Genomic DNA, 13,718 nt, shown 5'->3' with positions numbered 1-13,718 from the left:
CCGCACCCCGCGGCCCGCACCCCCGGCGACCGGCCGTGGGTGCCGCCCCCTCGGTGGCACCCACAACCCGCCGCCCGGCCCTCAGTCCGCGATCAGCACCGTCTCCTGCACCCCAGTCCGCATCTGGCGCCGCTGCACGAGCCGGGTTCGCAGCTCACGCTGCCGCCGCACGAACCAGGCCCCCGGGGCCACCCCCGTCGCTCCGTGCTCCGGGTGGATCAACCAGGCCGGTGCCGTTGTGTCGAAAGCCGCGATGGCCAGCCTTTCCGGGTCGTTCGGCCACCAGGTCATGCGGCACGTCCCGCGGTCCGCGACGAGCGTGTGCGGGTTGTTGCCCGCCTCGCCGCGGACCAGTTCGCAGCCTTCGGGGGGCAGGTCCCACCAGCCGCCGCGCCAAGCCGGTGCGGCCAGCAACGTCAGGGGCAGCACCAGCAGGTCGCCCTGGGCCTGCAACCCGTCGATCACCGGGACCGTCACCTGGCGGTCCAGGTGGTCGAGGACGTCGAGTCCGGTTCGCTCCAGCAGTTCCGCAAGAAACACGTAGTCACCTCTGTTGGCTCAAGTCCGGCGCTGCAGGCGCGCGTACTGGGCTCCGGTGAGCCCGTACGACCAGCCGGCCGCGTCGAGGGGATGGTCGAATTCGGCGGGCACGCGCAGCCCGTAGCGACGGCGGGTGCCGTCGCGCTCCACCGAGCCGTTCACCGCCAGGAGCAGCCGCGAAGGCTCGTGCCCCAGCGGTGACGGCAGCGTGTAGAGCCGGAGCTCGCAGCCGGGATTGCCGGGATCGGGCGCCCGGCTCAGGAGCCGCAGCCCGGCCTGGTCGATGTAGGCCGGCCAGCCCAGGTGCTCGATCGCGCACCGGCGCACCTCGACGTTCAGCGAGCGGTTGATCCGGTCCGCGGTGGGGTCGTCGATCACCCACGGCGGCACCCGCGTGCCGTGCCAGACGTGCACGCCCCAGCCGTCCGGGTAGACCACCGCCGGCCCCGACGCGCTGTGCAGCCGGTGCGCGTCGTCGGTGCGGATCGCCAGTGGCCGTTCGGCGACGACGCAGACGCCGTCGCGCGGCCACCACCAGCCGCACGAGCGCACGAGCGTTGCCCACAACGCCAATTCCGGGTCATCCGGATCCGGCGGCACCCAATACGCGTCCTGCTGGCCGTACCAGTGCAGGCCGAACGAACGCGGAATGGCGGCGCGGATCAGCGCCGCGCCGGATTCCTTGACGGTCTGCCGCGCCTCGGGCGAAACGTCGCCCCAGCGCCTCCGCAACGCGGCCACCCGCGTCGCCAGCCGGCTTTCCACCGGTTCGGCGGACGCCGAAACCGGTGGTACGGCGGCATTCGGGGACGGCACCCAGACGAATTCCGGCGGTGGTTCGCCGAGCAGCGCGTAGAGCCGGGTGAGGGCGTCTTCGGCCGCGGGACGATCCGCGGCCGCCGTGGAGAAGGCGTGGTTCAGCCACGCGGAAATGTCAGCGGATCGGCGGTCCGGCCGCCGCGAGGCGCTCAACGCGCGAGGGCGCGCACGCCCTTTCGAATCGACATGCTGCGATCACGACAGCCTTTCCGCCGTTCGCGCAAGCCTGGACCGGCGGCCACTTCTGCGCCTAGAGTTCGTCGTGCCCGCGGTCCGTGCCGCGGTTCCGCCGTCGCACCACGCTTTCCCGTGAAGGAAGTGTCCATGGACGGCAGGTTCACCCGGCGGCAGCTGATCAAGGGCGGGCTCGCGGTGGCGGCGGTGCCGCTGCTCCCGGCCTGGCCCATTCCACCGGCCTCGGCGGCGCCCCGCACCGACGTTCCCCCGCTCCCGTGGCCGGCGGCGAACGACATCGTCGCGAACACGACGGTTCCCGTGTTCCCGGACCGCAGTTTCCCGATCACCGGTCACGGCGCGAAGAACGACGGCAAGACCGACAACACCGCGGCCATCGCCACCGCGATCGACGCCTGCGCCGCGGCCGGCGGCGGGCACGTGATCGTGCCGGCCGGCGGCCGTTTCCTGACCGGCGCCATCCGGCTGAAGAGCAACGTCGACCTCCACCTCGAACCCGGCTCGGTACTCGAGTTCAGCGGTGACGCCTCGAAGTTCCCGAACGTCTTGACGCGCTACGAAGGCATCGAGTGCGTCAACCGCTCGCCGATGATCTACGCCCACGGGGAGAAGAACATCGGCCTCACCGGCAGCGGCACCCTGGACGCCGCGGCGACGTCGTCGTGGAACAAGGGCAGCGACCGCGCCTACCTGGAAACGCTGGTGGCCAAGGGAATCCCGCCGGAACAGCGGGTGGTGCCGGGCTCCGGGCACACCATGCGGTCGGCCTTCGTCGAGCCGTACGCCTGTGAAAACGTGCTGATCCAGGGCGTCACGCTGAAGAACTCGATGTTCTGGCAGCTGCACCCGACGCTGTGCCGCAACGTCACGGTCGACGGCGTCAGCACCGACCCCAGCACCGCGCACAGCAACACCGACGGCTGCGACCCGGAGTCGTGCGACCACGTCGTGATCGCCAACTGCACCCTTGGCGCGCACGACGACAACATCGCCATCAAGTCCGGCCGCGACGCCGACGGGCGCCGGGTGAACGTCCCGTGCCAGAACCTCGTCGTGGTGAACTGCGTGATGAACGGCAACTGGGGCGCGATCACCTGCGGCAGCGAGCAGACCGGCGGGATCCGCAACGTCTACGCCTACCGGCTCACCGTGCGGGGGGACACGAAGTTCGCGCTGTACGTGAAGTCCAACACCCTGCGCGGCGGGTTCTCCGAGAACATCAACCTCGACAGCGTTTCCGGCACCTTCGCGCAGAACTTCGTCTTCGTGACGTCCACTTACAACAGTCAGACCGGCAGCCACGTCCCGTCGTTCGGGCCGTTCACGATCAGCAACTGTTCGAGCACGAAGATCGCCGGCAAGACGTTCGACGTCAGCGGCCTCTCGAACGCCCACGTGCACGGGCTGGCCGTGGCGAACTCCACGTTTGAGGGCGTGGCCGACACGTCGAACACCCTGAAGTACGTGGACAACGCCCGGTTCACGAAAGTGACGGTCAAGGGGAAGCCGATCTGAACCTGCGGGATCGCGCGCGCTGCGGCAGGCTTACTACCAACGAGTAGGAAGTCCTTTCCGGAGGTAGCCGTGGACGTCCCCGAAGTGCCCTCGAAGGTGGACCCGGACGCCCTGACCGCCGTCCTCGACGGCCGCTGGGCCGAGCTGCGGCGCGCCGTGCGCGCGCAGATGGCCGGCACCGAGTTCCGGGACCCGGTGGACCTCGGCATCGAGGACCACCGCGCCCAGGTGCTCGACCAGCTGCGCGCGCTCGCCGCCACCGACCGGCCCGGCCTGGGCTTCGACCCGGCCTACGGCGGCGGTGGCGACGTCGGCGGCTCGGTGACGTCGTTCGAGCTGCTCGGCTACGGCGACCTGTCGCTGATGGTGAAGGCCGGCGTCCAATGGGGCCTGTTCGGCGGCGCGGTCCAGCTGCTGGGTACCGAGCGCCACCACGAACGGCACCTGCGCGCGATCATGGACCTGGACACGCTGGGCTGCTTCGCGATGACCGAACACGGCCACGGGTCCGACGTTCAGCACCTGCGCACCACGGCCACTTTCGCGGACGGCGGGTTCGTCGTCCACACGCCGGACGCCATGGCGAAGAAGGAGTACATCGGCAACGCGGCCCGCGACGGCCGGCTGGCGGTGGTCTTCGCGCAGCTGGTCACGGGCGGCGAATCGCGGGGCGTGCACGCGTTCCTCGTGCCGATCCGGGACGAGGACGGCCGGCCGATGCCCGGGGTGTCCATCGAGGACTGCGGCCCGAAGGCCGGCCTCAACGGTGTCGACAATGGACGGCTGAGCTTCGACAACGTCCGCATCCCGCGTGAGGCCCTGCTGAACCGCTTCGGTGACGTCGCCGAGGACGGGACGTACTCGAGCCCGATCGAAAGCGACAGCCGCCGGTTCTTCACGATGCTGGGCACGCTGATCCGCGGCCGGGTGAGCGTCGGCGGCAGCGCGGGCAGCGCGACCAAACGCGCCCTGGCTCTGGCGGTCCGCTACGGCGAGAAGCGGCACCAGTTCATGACGCCCGACGGCGACGAGGTCGTCATCCTCGACTACCTCGGGCACCAGCGGAAACTGCTGCCGGCGCTGGCGAAGACGTACGCGCTGCACTTCGCGCAGGAAGAGCTGGTCTCGAAGCTCAACGACATCGACGCGTCGGCGCCGGAGGAGGAGCAGCGCGAGCTGGAGGCGCGCGCGGCCGGCCTGAAGGCCCTCAACACCTGGCACGCGACGGCGACGATCCAGGCCGCGCGCGAGGCGTGCGGCGGCGCCGGCTACCTGGCGGAGAACATCCTGCCGGGCCTGAAGGCCGACACCGACGTCTTCACGACGTTCGAAGGCGACAACACGGTGCTGCTGCAGCTGGTCGCGAAGGGCCTGCTGACCAGCTACAAGCAGGACTTCGAAGACCTCTCGCCGCTGGCGACGGCCCGGTTCTTCACCGACCAGGTGGTCAACGCGTTCCTGGAGCGGACGTCGGTGCGCAAGGCGCTCGAGTCGCTCACCGAAGGGTCCGACTCGGACGTCTTCTTCCGCCGCGAGTGGCAGCTCCGGCTGTTCGAGGACCGCGAGGAGCACGTCGTCGAAGGCGTGGCGAAGCGCCTGCGCAAGGCGGCCTCGGACCCGTTCGGCGTGTTCAACTCGGCGCAGGACCACGTGCTGCGCGCCGGCCGCGTCCACGTCGAACGCCTGGTGCTGGAGGCGTTCGTGGCGGGCATCGAGCGCTGTGAAGACCCGGACGCGCGCACGCTGCTCGAACGCGTCTGCGACCTGTACGCGCTGTCGGCGATCGAAGAGGACCTGGCGTGGTTCCTGGGCCACGGCCGCCTGACGGCGTCGCGCGCGAAGGCCGTCACGTCGGCGGTCAACCGGCTGTGTTCGGAGCTGCGCCCGCACGCGCGCGCCCTGGTGGACGCGTTCGCGATTCCCGAGCAGTTCCTGGCCGCGCCGATGCTGGTGTCCTGATCGGTCGTTTTGGGCGTTTCCCCAGGTAGGGCGCGGGAAAGCGGGTTGCGCACGTCGTTTAGCGTTGCGCGTCCGCTCCCCGCTCTCCCCGAAGGAACCCCCATGGGCGCCCGCCGCGAAAGACGCTTGCTCGAGACCGCCGCACCGATGATGCAACCGGGCGAAACGCCCGAAGTGATCGCCATGGCCAAGGTCGGCTCGCTGCGGAAGGTGCTGGGCCGGCACTTCGCGCTCGCCGCCGCGACCGCGGTGCTGAGCGGTGGCACGATGTTCTCCATCACCGCCCAGCGCGAGCTCTACCTGCTGCTGACCGACCGCCAGCTGCTGTTCTTCGAGGCCGACGCGTACACCGGCGGCCCGGGCAAGGCGCTGTTCGGCCTCCCGCGCACGCACGTGGCGATCACCGAGCCGCGGGGTGGTGTCCTGCTGAAGTTCGAGCTGTACGTCCACGGCTGGAACCAGGCGATGACGTTGTCGATGCCGCCGTTCCCGCCGTCGCTGCGGAAGAAGGGCCGGCAGCTGGTCGCCGGCTTGCCGCGGCTGCAGGCCGAGGCGGGGTGACCCGGGCGGGTGGCCGGTATCGGGGACCGGCCACCCGCCCGGGAGCCGTCACGGCCGCCGGTTCTTGCGGTCGTCTTCGGTGACCTCGAACTGCTCCTTGCGCACCTTGCCGGCCACGGTCTGCTCGTCGCTGACCGTCTCGGTCCGCAGCCGCGCCCGCTCGACCGGCACGGTTTCCTTGCGCACCACGGGTTTCTCGGCGTGCAGGATGACGTCCTGCTCGGCCTCGCCGATCTCCGCCGCCCGGCCGTCCCCGCGGGTGATCGGCTCCCGTTCGACCCGCACCTCCTCGCGCCGCACCGGCACGGTGACCTGCTGCTCCTCGGTGACGACGTACTTGCGCAGCCGCACGTGGCCGGTCTCGACCTGCTCGGTCCCGACGTTCAGCCGCTCCTCGGAGCGCGTCATACTGCGGTCGTCGCGCTGCTCGCGCTTGCCCATCGCGGCCTTGCCGCGGTCCGTCCGCCCGTCCGCCGAGTTGCGCGGCACCGGCAGGCCGTAGTGGCGGTAGAGCTCGGTGCTCTCCTCGGGCGAGAGGTGGCCGTCGGCGTCGATGCGCGGCGCGTCGGAGACGCTCTCCTTGCCGACCTGGACGTGGATGCCGTCCCGGTCGGTGTGCGCGCCGGAGAGGGGCACGAAGCTTTCCTTGGTGCCGAACAGCCCGGTCTTGACGGTGATCCACTCCGGCTGGTGCGTCGCGTCGGCAAGGTAGACGTTGCCGACCTTCCCGAGCTTGTTGCCTTCGGGATCGACCACGGCGCTGTCGATGAGTTCCTGCGGCTGCATGGTGCTGGCCATCGCGGTCGTGCTCCTTCCACAGTCGGTTGCTGGTCAGCCCACGGTCGGCCGCCCCGGTGCACGCGGCAACCGTCGTGGTGTTCCCGTGGGTGACCCCCGAACGTGCTCGTTTGAAGCCGTCCGCGCTGGCCATGCCCTGCTCGGGCCCCTGGTGGAGGGCCGTGCCACCGGCGTGACCGGCCGCGGTGGCGGGGGCGCAAAGGTGTGGACCTGCATCCGGCGTGACCGGCGTCACCCCCGCGGCTGTCACGACGTCGTCGCGCACCTCGTCAAGGGGGTGAAGCAGACGAGGAAAGGGGAACGGCCATGGAAGCGCGGCTCAACATGTTCGAGAACGAGGTCGTGGGCAAGTTCGTCAAGCGCCTGATCGCGGCGTCCCGCCCGGTCGAGGAGTCGTCGCTGCCGCACGCGACCCAGGAGCTGGTGAAGATCCGCGCGAGCCAGATCAACGGCTGCGGCATGTGCCTGGACATGCACACGAAGGACGCGGCGGCGGCCGGCGAGACGGCGGTCCGCCTGGCGATGGTGGCGGCGTGGCGCGAAGCGGTGGTGTTCACCGAGCCGGAGCGTGCGGCCCTGGCGCTGGCGGAGGAGGGCACCCGCCTGGCGGACACGCACCGGGGAGTGAGCGACGAGACCTGGGCGGAGGTCCGCAAGCACTACGACGACGAGCAGATCGGCGCGCTCATCGCCCTGGTGGCGGCGATCAACGCCTGGAACCGCCTCAACGTGATCGTCCAGAACCCGGCGGGCGAGTACCAGCCCGGGATGTTCGGCTGAGGGCCGCAGACCGGCACGACAGCCACACCCCACCCTGCATCCCGAAGCCGTGTTCCGGCCTCGGGATGCAGGGGTCGTAGAAACCTACGCGTACATGGCCAGCCAAATGGCGATGTAATGCGAAACCGCGGCCAAAACCGTGCAAGCGTGAAAGAACTCGTGGTACCCGAAGGTGTCCGGCCAGTGATTGGGCCACTTGACCGCATAGAAAACCGCACCCAGCGTATAGAACAACCCGCCCACGCAAAGCAGAACCAGAGCGGCAATCCCGGCATGCGAAGCCAGCTCAGGGAAGACGAAGACGGCGACCCAGCCCAACGCGATGTAGATCGGCACCCCCACCCACCGCGGAGCATTCGGCCACAACATCTTCAACGCAACGCCGGCAACCGCCCCGCCCCAGACGATCGAAAGAACCACATACCCGGTCGGCTTCGACATGGCCAGCAACGTGAACGGCGTGTACGTCCCCGCGATGAACAAGAAGATCATCGAGTGATCGGCGCGCTTCATCCACTTGTACGCCCGGGGGCTCCAGAACCGCCGGTGGTACAACGCGCTGACCCCGAACAGACCCAGCACAGTCAGCCCGTACACCGACGTCGCGAGCGTAGCGACAGGCGACACAGTGGACGCCGCCAAGCTGATCAGGACGGCAGCCGCGGCCACCGCGCCGAAGAACGTCCAGAAGTGGATGTGCCCGCGCAGCCGCGGGCGGAGGTCCACCACCGGCTCGGGTTCCGTCGTCAGGCTCACCTATCCAGGTTACGACGGCGTAGGTTCTCCGGCAGTGCTCAAGTCACACGCCTCACACCGGGTGCGTACGCTGGCTCGACGTGAGTGTTCGCTCCTTCTTGTCCGACATCGTGTACAGCGCCTACGGCAGGCGCCTCATCCAGCAGGCCGCCGGCCGGCATCCGCGGCACATCGCCATCATGCTCGACGGCAACCGCCGCTGGGCCCGTGAAGCGGGCTTCACGGACGTTTCGGACGGTCACCGGGCCGGCGCGAAGAAGATCGCGGACTTCCTGAGCTGGTGCCGGGAAGCCGACGTCGAGGTCGTCACCATGTGGCTGCTGTCGACCGACAACCTCAACCGCGACCCGGACGAGCTCACCCCGCTGCTCAAGATCATCACCGACGTCACCGACGAGCTCGCCGCGCCCGGGACACCGTGGCAGCTGCGGATCGTCGGCGCGCTCGACCTGCTGCCCGCCGAAGTCGCGAAGCGGCTCAGCGAGGCCGCCGCCCGGACCGAAGGCCGGACCGGGATGGAGGTCAACATCGCCGTCGGGTACGGCGGGCGCCAGGAAATCGCGGACGCCGTGCGGAAGCTGCTGCGCCAGCACGCCGACGAGGGGACGTCCATTCAGGAGCTGGCGAAGATCCTCGACGTCGACCACATCTCCGAACACCTCTACACCTCGGGCCAGCCGGACCCGGACCTCATCATCCGCACGTCCGGCGAGCAGCGGCTTTCCGGCTTCCTGCTGTGGCAGTCCGCGCACTCGGAGTTCTGGTTCACCGAGGCGTACTGGCCCGCGTTCCGGCGGGTCGACTTCCTGCGTGCGATCCGCGACTACGCCTGGCGGCACCGCCGGTTCGGTTCGTAAGGCGCCGGAAAACCCGCTGGTCACGGGCATCGAACCGCACTCAGAGTTGATTTCGGACGACCGACGGTCAGATGACGATCTGGCGAATCACCGTGTTGGCTCCCTGCGCGACGCCGGATTCGTGGGTACCTTCCGAGGTGAGGGCACGCGTTCCGTGCGGGCCCTCGCGGGAGGCCCTGGTCGTGGCGGTGATCGAGGGGGCGGCTCAGCCGCCCACGAGACGCTCGAGGGGGCCGGCACCCGGCCCTCGTGGCCGCGCCACCTGACCTGCCGGTCAGGAGGAGTGGTCCAGCCAGGGAGGTGCCCGGCCCAGCGAGTGCGGGCGTGAGGTGCACACGCCCTCGAGGGAGATGCCGTCGTGACTGCGCAGCGTTTGCCCCGCAAGGCCTCTGGCCACTCTTCGACCGGTGCCGTTTCCGGCCCGGAGAAAGCGCCCGTACCCCAGCAGCACATGTACGTGCTCGACACGTCGGTCCTCCTGTCGGACCCGTGGGCGGTCACTCGGTTCGCCGAGCACGCTGTCGTGCTTCCGCTGGTCGTCATCAGTGAACTGGAGGCGAAGCGCCACCACCCGGAGCTGGGCTGGTTCGCCCGGGAATCCCTGCGCATGCTCGACGACCTGCGCCGGCAGCACGGCAGGCTCGACGCGCCGCTCCCCATCGGGGACCACGGCGGCACGTTGCAGGTGGAGCTGAACCACTCGGACCAGACCGTGCTCCCGGTCGGGTTCCGCACCGACTCCAACGACCACCGCATCCTCGCCTGCGCGCTGAACCTGGCGGCGGAGAACGCGGCGGTCACGCTGGTGACGAAGGACATCCCGCTGCGGGTGAAGGCCGGGGCCGTCGGTCTCGAGGCGGACGAGTACCGCGCGCAGGAAGTGACGCCGTCCGGCTGGACCGGCATGGCGGATGTCGACGTCGAGCAGGACGTGCTTGACACGCTGTTCGGCGGCAGCACCGTCGACCCGGTCGAATACGGCATGGACGAGCTCGCCGAGCTGCCCTGCCACACCGGGCTGCGGCTGCTCGCGGGCAGCTCCAGCGCGCTCGGGCGGATCACGGCGGACAAGCGCATCCGGCTGGTCCGGGGCGACCGCGAGGCGTTCGGCCTGCACGGCCGCAGCGCCGAGCAGCGGGTCGCGCTCGACCTGCTGCTCGACTCCGACGTCGGCATCGTCTCGCTGGGCGGGCGCGCCGGCACCGGTAAGTCGGCGCTCGCGCTGTGCGCCGGCCTCGAGGCGGTGATGGAACGCCGCCAGCACCGCAAGGTCGTGGTGTTCCGGCCGGTCTACGCGGTCGGCGGCCAGGACCTCGGCTACCTGCCCGGGTCCGAGAGCGAGAAGATGCAGCCGTGGGCGCAGGCGGTGTTCGACACCCTCGGCGCGCTGGTCAGCCAAGAGGTCCTCGACGAGGTCTTCGACCGCGGCATGCTCGAGGTGCTGCCGCTGACCCACATCCGCGGCCGCTCGCTGCACGACACGTTCGTGATCGTCGACGAGGCGCAGTCGCTGGAGCGGAACGTCCTGCTCACGGTGCTCTCGCGGCTCGGCACGGCGTCCCGCGTGGTGCTCACGCACGACGTCGCCCAGCGTGACAACCTGCGCGTCGGCCGGCACGACGGCGTCTCGGCGGTGATCGAGAAGCTGAAGGGCCACCCGCTGTTCGCGCACGTCACGCTGACGCGCTCGGAGCGCTCGCCGATCGCCGCCCTGGTCACCGAGATGCTGGAGGACCACGGCTGACGTACCCCGGGGGCGGCGTTCGCGCCGCCCCCGGCAACCGTTCCCGTCATGACCGGACATCCGGTGAAAAACCCGCTCGGCGCTATCCGGCCGATCCCGGGCTGGGCATAGTTGGCTGGATGGGGCCGGAAAACCTTTCTCGTCGTGAGCTTCTCGTCCGAAGTGGCGCCGCAGCCGCCGCGCTGACCGTGGCCGGGGCGGGGGTGGCCCAGGCCGAGCCGGAGGCCGACGCGGACGGCGTGGTGCTGCGGGAGGGCACGAACATGTCCGCCGCGCTGTCGCCGGACGGCCGGTGGCTCGCGGTCGACCTGGTCACCGGGATCTGGGTGCTGCCCGCCGCCGGCGGCCGCGCCCGGCGGCTCACCGACGACCTGCAGGACGCGACGCTCCCCACCTGGTCGCCGGACGGCCGCCGGCTCGTGTTCCAGTCCTACCGCGACGGCAACTTCCACCTGTACGTCATCGATGTCGCCGGCGGCCCGCCCCGCAAGCTCACCCGCGGCCGGTTCGACCACCGCGAGCCCGTGTTCTCGCCGGACGGCACCAAGATCGCCTTCAGCAGCGACCGGGACGGCAGCTACGGCATCTACCTGCTGGACGTCGCTTCCGGGACGATCGGCACGGTGGTGTCCACCGCCGACGAAGAAGCGTCGCCGCGGTGGTCGCCCGACGGCACGAAGCTCGTCTTCACCGTGAACGACACCGCCGTCGACGTCGTCACTCCGGCCACCGGCGCCCGCACGCGCCTGGTCACCGCAACCGGCACCGACAAGGTCTACGCCCCCGCGTTCGGCCCCGGCGGGCAGCCCAGCTACCTGCGGCTGCGCGGCGCCGAAGCGGACCTCATGCTCGGTGAGCAGCAGCTGACCCGGGGGGAGGACGTCTTCGGCTTCGCCGCGAACTGGTCCGGGTCCGCCGTGCTCTACACCGCCGACGGGCACATCCGGCGGCGCGAGGAGTCCGGCGCCGTCACGGACGTCCCGTTCGAAGCGCGCGTGTCCACGGCCGCTCGCGACTACCGCCGGCGGGTCCGGGACCTGGACTCGGCGGCACCGAAGCCCGTCCGGGGCATCGCCGGTCCGGTCGTGTCCCGAGACGGCAAGCGGATCGCGTTCCGGGCCCTCAACGCGATCTACGTCGTCGCGGCGGGCGGGGGCCGGCCGCAGCGGCTGATCGGCGACGGCTACTTCAACTCCGACCCCGACTTCCACCCCGACGGGACGAAGCTGCTCTACACGAGCGACCGGCTCGGCACCGCCGACGTGTGGCTGCACGACTTCGGCACCGGCCAGGACACCGTCCTCACCGAGCTGGCGGGCGCGCAGGTCGCGCCGCGGTGGTCGCCCGACGGCGGCCGGGTGGCCTACGCCGACCAGGACGGCGCCACGTGGGTCCACGACGTGGCCGCGAACCAAGCCCAGCAGGTGACGCCGCCGCTGTTCATGCCGGGCCGGCCCACCTGGTCGCCCGACGGGTCGGTCCTCGCGCTGGCCGCGGTGAAGCCGTACTCGCGGCGCTACCGCGAAGGCACCAGCCAGATCCTCACGGTCGACCTGAAGACCCAGGAACTCCGCTACGCCGAGCCGATGCCGTTCCGGTCGCTCGCCACCCGCGGCGACGACGGTCCACTGTGGTCACCCGACGGCCGGTACCTCGCCTTCACCGTCGAAAGCGTCGCCTGGATCGCGCCGGTGGACGGCGCCGGACGGCTGATCGGCGCGCCGCGGCAGGTCACCCACGACGTCACCGATTCCCTGGCCTGGCAAGGGAACGACACGCTCGTGTACCTGTCGAAGGGGCAGCTCAAGGCCCAGCGGATCGCCGGCGGCGAGCCGCGCACGATCCGGCTCGAGTTCACGTGGGCCCGGCCGCGCCCACCGCGCCGGACCGTCATCCACGTCGGCGCGGCGTGGGACGGCGTCGCCGAAACGCTGCGGCGGGACGTCGACATCGTCGTCGACGGCGGCCGGATCGCCGACGTCCGGCCGCACCGGGACGCGCCGGGGACGGTCGACGCGCACGACCTGACCGCCATGCCCGGGCTCGTCGACCTGCACAACCACTGGCACCTGCGTGGCCGGCAGTGGGGTGACCGGCAGGGCCGGCTGTGGCTGTCCTACGGCATCACCACGACCCGCTCGCCCGGCGACCCGGTGTACCAGATGCTGGAGACGCGCGAGGCGCTGGAATCCGGGAACCGGGTCGGGCCGCGGTACTTCGGCACCGGGGAAGCCATCGACGGCTCCCGGATCTACTACAACTTCATGCGGCCGACGCTCTCGCCCGGGCAGCTGGACCTGGAGCTGTCCCGGGCGGTCGAGCTCGAGTACGACATGATCAAGACGTACGTCCGGCTGCCCGTGGCGTACCAACAGGCGGTGGTCCGGGCCGCGCACCGGGCGGGCATCCCGCTCTCGTCGCACTACCTGTACCCGGCGGCGAACATCGGCATGGACGCGATGGAGCACACCGGGGCCACCAACCGGCTCGGGTACTCGCACACGGTCAGCCGGATCGGCCGGTCCTACCAGGACGCCGTCACGCTGTTCCTCCGCTCGGGGATGTCGATCACGCCGACGTTGTTCACCTCCCGGGCGTTGTACGCCGAAGACAAGTCGCTCGTGACCGACGAGCGCACCGAGGTCCTCTTCCCGCCGTGGGAGTACGCGCTGCTCAAGGCCACGGCGGACACCGCGGGCAACCCGGAGAACGCCTACCTGCGCCAGGTCCTCGCCGGGAACGTCGACATGGTGCTGCGGATCCACCGGGCGGGCGGGTTCGTGGTCACCGGCACGGACTCCCCGCTGGACAACGTGGCCGTGTCCACCCACCAGAACCTGCGGGCCATGGTCGCGTTCGGGTTCACGCCGTACGAGGCGCTCACCACCGCCACCCGCAACCCGGCGCGGTGGCTGGGCCTCCAGGACCGGATCGGGGTGCTCAAGCGGGGTGCGTACGCCGATCTTTCGCTCGTCAGCGGCAACCCGCTGCAGGACGTCAAGGCGGCCGCGAACGTCCGCAGCGTGCTGGTCGGCGGGGTGCTGCACACGGTCGGCGAGCTGCTGGCGCCCTACCGGAACCGGCCGGGCGCACGGGCGGCCACCGAGGTGGCGCCCGCGGCCCGGTCAGCGGAGAAGCAGCACTGGTGGCACGTCCCGGAGTGGTCGGAACACGTGTGCTGTGCGGGCTGAGCC

The 13,718-nt window shown here is 70.7% G+C and carries 11 protein-coding genes; 7 read left to right on the top strand and 4 right to left on the bottom strand.

The genetic code is table 11. The features are described from left to right. Positions 1 to 81 precede the first annotated feature (81 nt). Together C2L59_RS06640 and C2L59_RS06635 are read right to left on the bottom strand one after the other, a co-directional pair. Entirely contained in the window at positions 82 to 540 is a 459-nt protein-coding gene (locus C2L59_RS06640) for a hypothetical protein (RefSeq protein ID WP_233223306.1), read from the bottom strand. Between the two features lie 18 nt (positions 541 to 558). Continuing rightward, positions 559 to 1,512, bottom strand: a complete 954-nt coding sequence (locus tag C2L59_RS06635) for a DUF6745 domain-containing protein (RefSeq protein WP_103348627.1) — start codon at positions 1,510 to 1,512, stop codon at positions 559 to 561. A gap of 171 nt (positions 1,513 to 1,683) precedes the next feature. Between C2L59_RS06635 and C2L59_RS06630 the strand changes: the two genes are divergently transcribed. The 3 genes from C2L59_RS06630 to C2L59_RS06620 all read left to right on the top strand — a co-directional run bounded on the left by C2L59_RS06630 (position 1,684) and on the right by C2L59_RS06620 (position 5,589). Further along, positions 1,684 to 3,069 (top strand): glycoside hydrolase family 28 protein, encoded by a 1,386-nt coding sequence (locus C2L59_RS06630; protein ID WP_103348626.1) that lies wholly within the window; start codon positions 1,684 to 1,686, stop codon positions 3,067 to 3,069. A gap of 69 nt (positions 3,070 to 3,138) precedes the next feature. Further along, on the top strand, positions 3,139 to 5,028 hold the full coding sequence (locus tag C2L59_RS06625; protein ID WP_103348625.1) for an acyl-CoA dehydrogenase: 1,890 nt from the start codon (positions 3,139 to 3,141) through the stop codon (positions 5,026 to 5,028). 102 nt (positions 5,029 to 5,130) lie between these two features. Next, entirely contained in the window at positions 5,131 to 5,589 is a 459-nt protein-coding gene (locus tag C2L59_RS06620) for a hypothetical protein (RefSeq protein WP_103348624.1), read from the top strand. Positions 5,590 to 5,637: 48 nt separating this feature from the next. On the opposite strand, the gene C2L59_RS06615 is transcribed toward C2L59_RS06620, so the two are convergent. After that, complete coding sequence (locus C2L59_RS06615; RefSeq protein ID WP_103348623.1) at positions 5,638 to 6,387, bottom strand: DUF2382 domain-containing protein; 750 nt, start codon at positions 6,385 to 6,387, stop codon at positions 5,638 to 5,640. 306 nt (positions 6,388 to 6,693) lie between these two features. Between C2L59_RS06615 and C2L59_RS06610 the strand changes: the two genes are divergently transcribed. Further along, the gene (locus tag C2L59_RS06610) at positions 6,694 to 7,167 is read left to right on the top strand and encodes a carboxymuconolactone decarboxylase family protein (protein ID WP_103348622.1); all 474 of its coding nucleotides are present in this window, start codon (positions 6,694 to 6,696) and stop codon (positions 7,165 to 7,167) included. An 84-nt stretch (positions 7,168 to 7,251) separates the two neighbouring features. Here C2L59_RS06610 and C2L59_RS06605 read toward each other — a convergent pair whose 3' ends face one another. After that, the gene (locus C2L59_RS06605; RefSeq protein WP_103348630.1) at positions 7,252 to 7,893 is read right to left on the bottom strand and encodes a hemolysin III family protein; all 642 of its coding nucleotides are present in this window, start codon (positions 7,891 to 7,893) and stop codon (positions 7,252 to 7,254) included. Positions 7,894 to 8,003: 110 nt separating this feature from the next. On the opposite strand from C2L59_RS06605, the gene C2L59_RS06600 reads away from it, so the two are divergent. From C2L59_RS06600 to C2L59_RS06590, 3 genes are all read left to right on the top strand, one after another. Beyond that, the gene (locus C2L59_RS06600; RefSeq protein WP_199198942.1) at positions 8,004 to 8,780 is read left to right on the top strand and encodes an isoprenyl transferase; all 777 of its coding nucleotides are present in this window, start codon (positions 8,004 to 8,006) and stop codon (positions 8,778 to 8,780) included. Positions 8,781 to 9,231: 451 nt separating this feature from the next. Then, positions 9,232 to 10,524: a PhoH family protein gene (locus C2L59_RS06595; RefSeq protein ID WP_103348620.1), complete on the top strand. Its 1,293-nt coding sequence runs from the start codon at positions 9,232 to 9,234 to the stop codon at positions 10,522 to 10,524. 119 nt (positions 10,525 to 10,643) lie between these two features. Beyond that, positions 10,644 to 13,715, top strand: a complete 3,072-nt coding sequence (locus tag C2L59_RS06590) for an amidohydrolase family protein (protein ID WP_103348619.1) — start codon at positions 10,644 to 10,646, stop codon at positions 13,713 to 13,715. Positions 13,716 to 13,718: the final 3 nt, after the last annotated feature.

It is taken from the genome of Amycolatopsis sp. CA-128772, assembly GCF_002904295.1.
Classification (GTDB): domain Bacteria; phylum Actinomycetota; class Actinomycetes; order Mycobacteriales; family Pseudonocardiaceae; genus Amycolatopsis.
Note: the sequence above shows the minus strand (reverse complement) of the source record. Positions and strands in the feature narration are given on the sequence as shown.

What these genes read in the sequence shown, in the direction of transcription:
- C2L59_RS06610 (WP_103348622.1), top strand. Translation starts at nt 6,694, where the DNA reads ATGGAAGCGCGGCTCAACATGTTCGAGAACGAGGTCGTGGGCAAGTTC.
- C2L59_RS06615 (WP_103348623.1), bottom strand. Translation starts at nt 6,387, where the DNA reads ATGGCCAGCACCATGCAGCCGCAGGAACTCATCGACAGCGCCGTGGTC.
- C2L59_RS06620 (WP_103348624.1), top strand. Translation starts at nt 5,131, where the DNA reads ATGGGCGCCCGCCGCGAAAGACGCTTGCTCGAGACCGCCGCACCGATG.
- C2L59_RS06595 (WP_103348620.1), top strand. Translation starts at nt 9,232, where the DNA reads ATGTACGTGCTCGACACGTCGGTCCTCCTGTCGGACCCGTGGGCGGTC.
- C2L59_RS06590 (WP_103348619.1), top strand. Translation starts at nt 10,644, where the DNA reads ATGGGGCCGGAAAACCTTTCTCGTCGTGAGCTTCTCGTCCGAAGTGGC.
- C2L59_RS06630 (WP_103348626.1), top strand. Translation starts at nt 1,684, where the DNA reads ATGGACGGCAGGTTCACCCGGCGGCAGCTGATCAAGGGCGGGCTCGCG.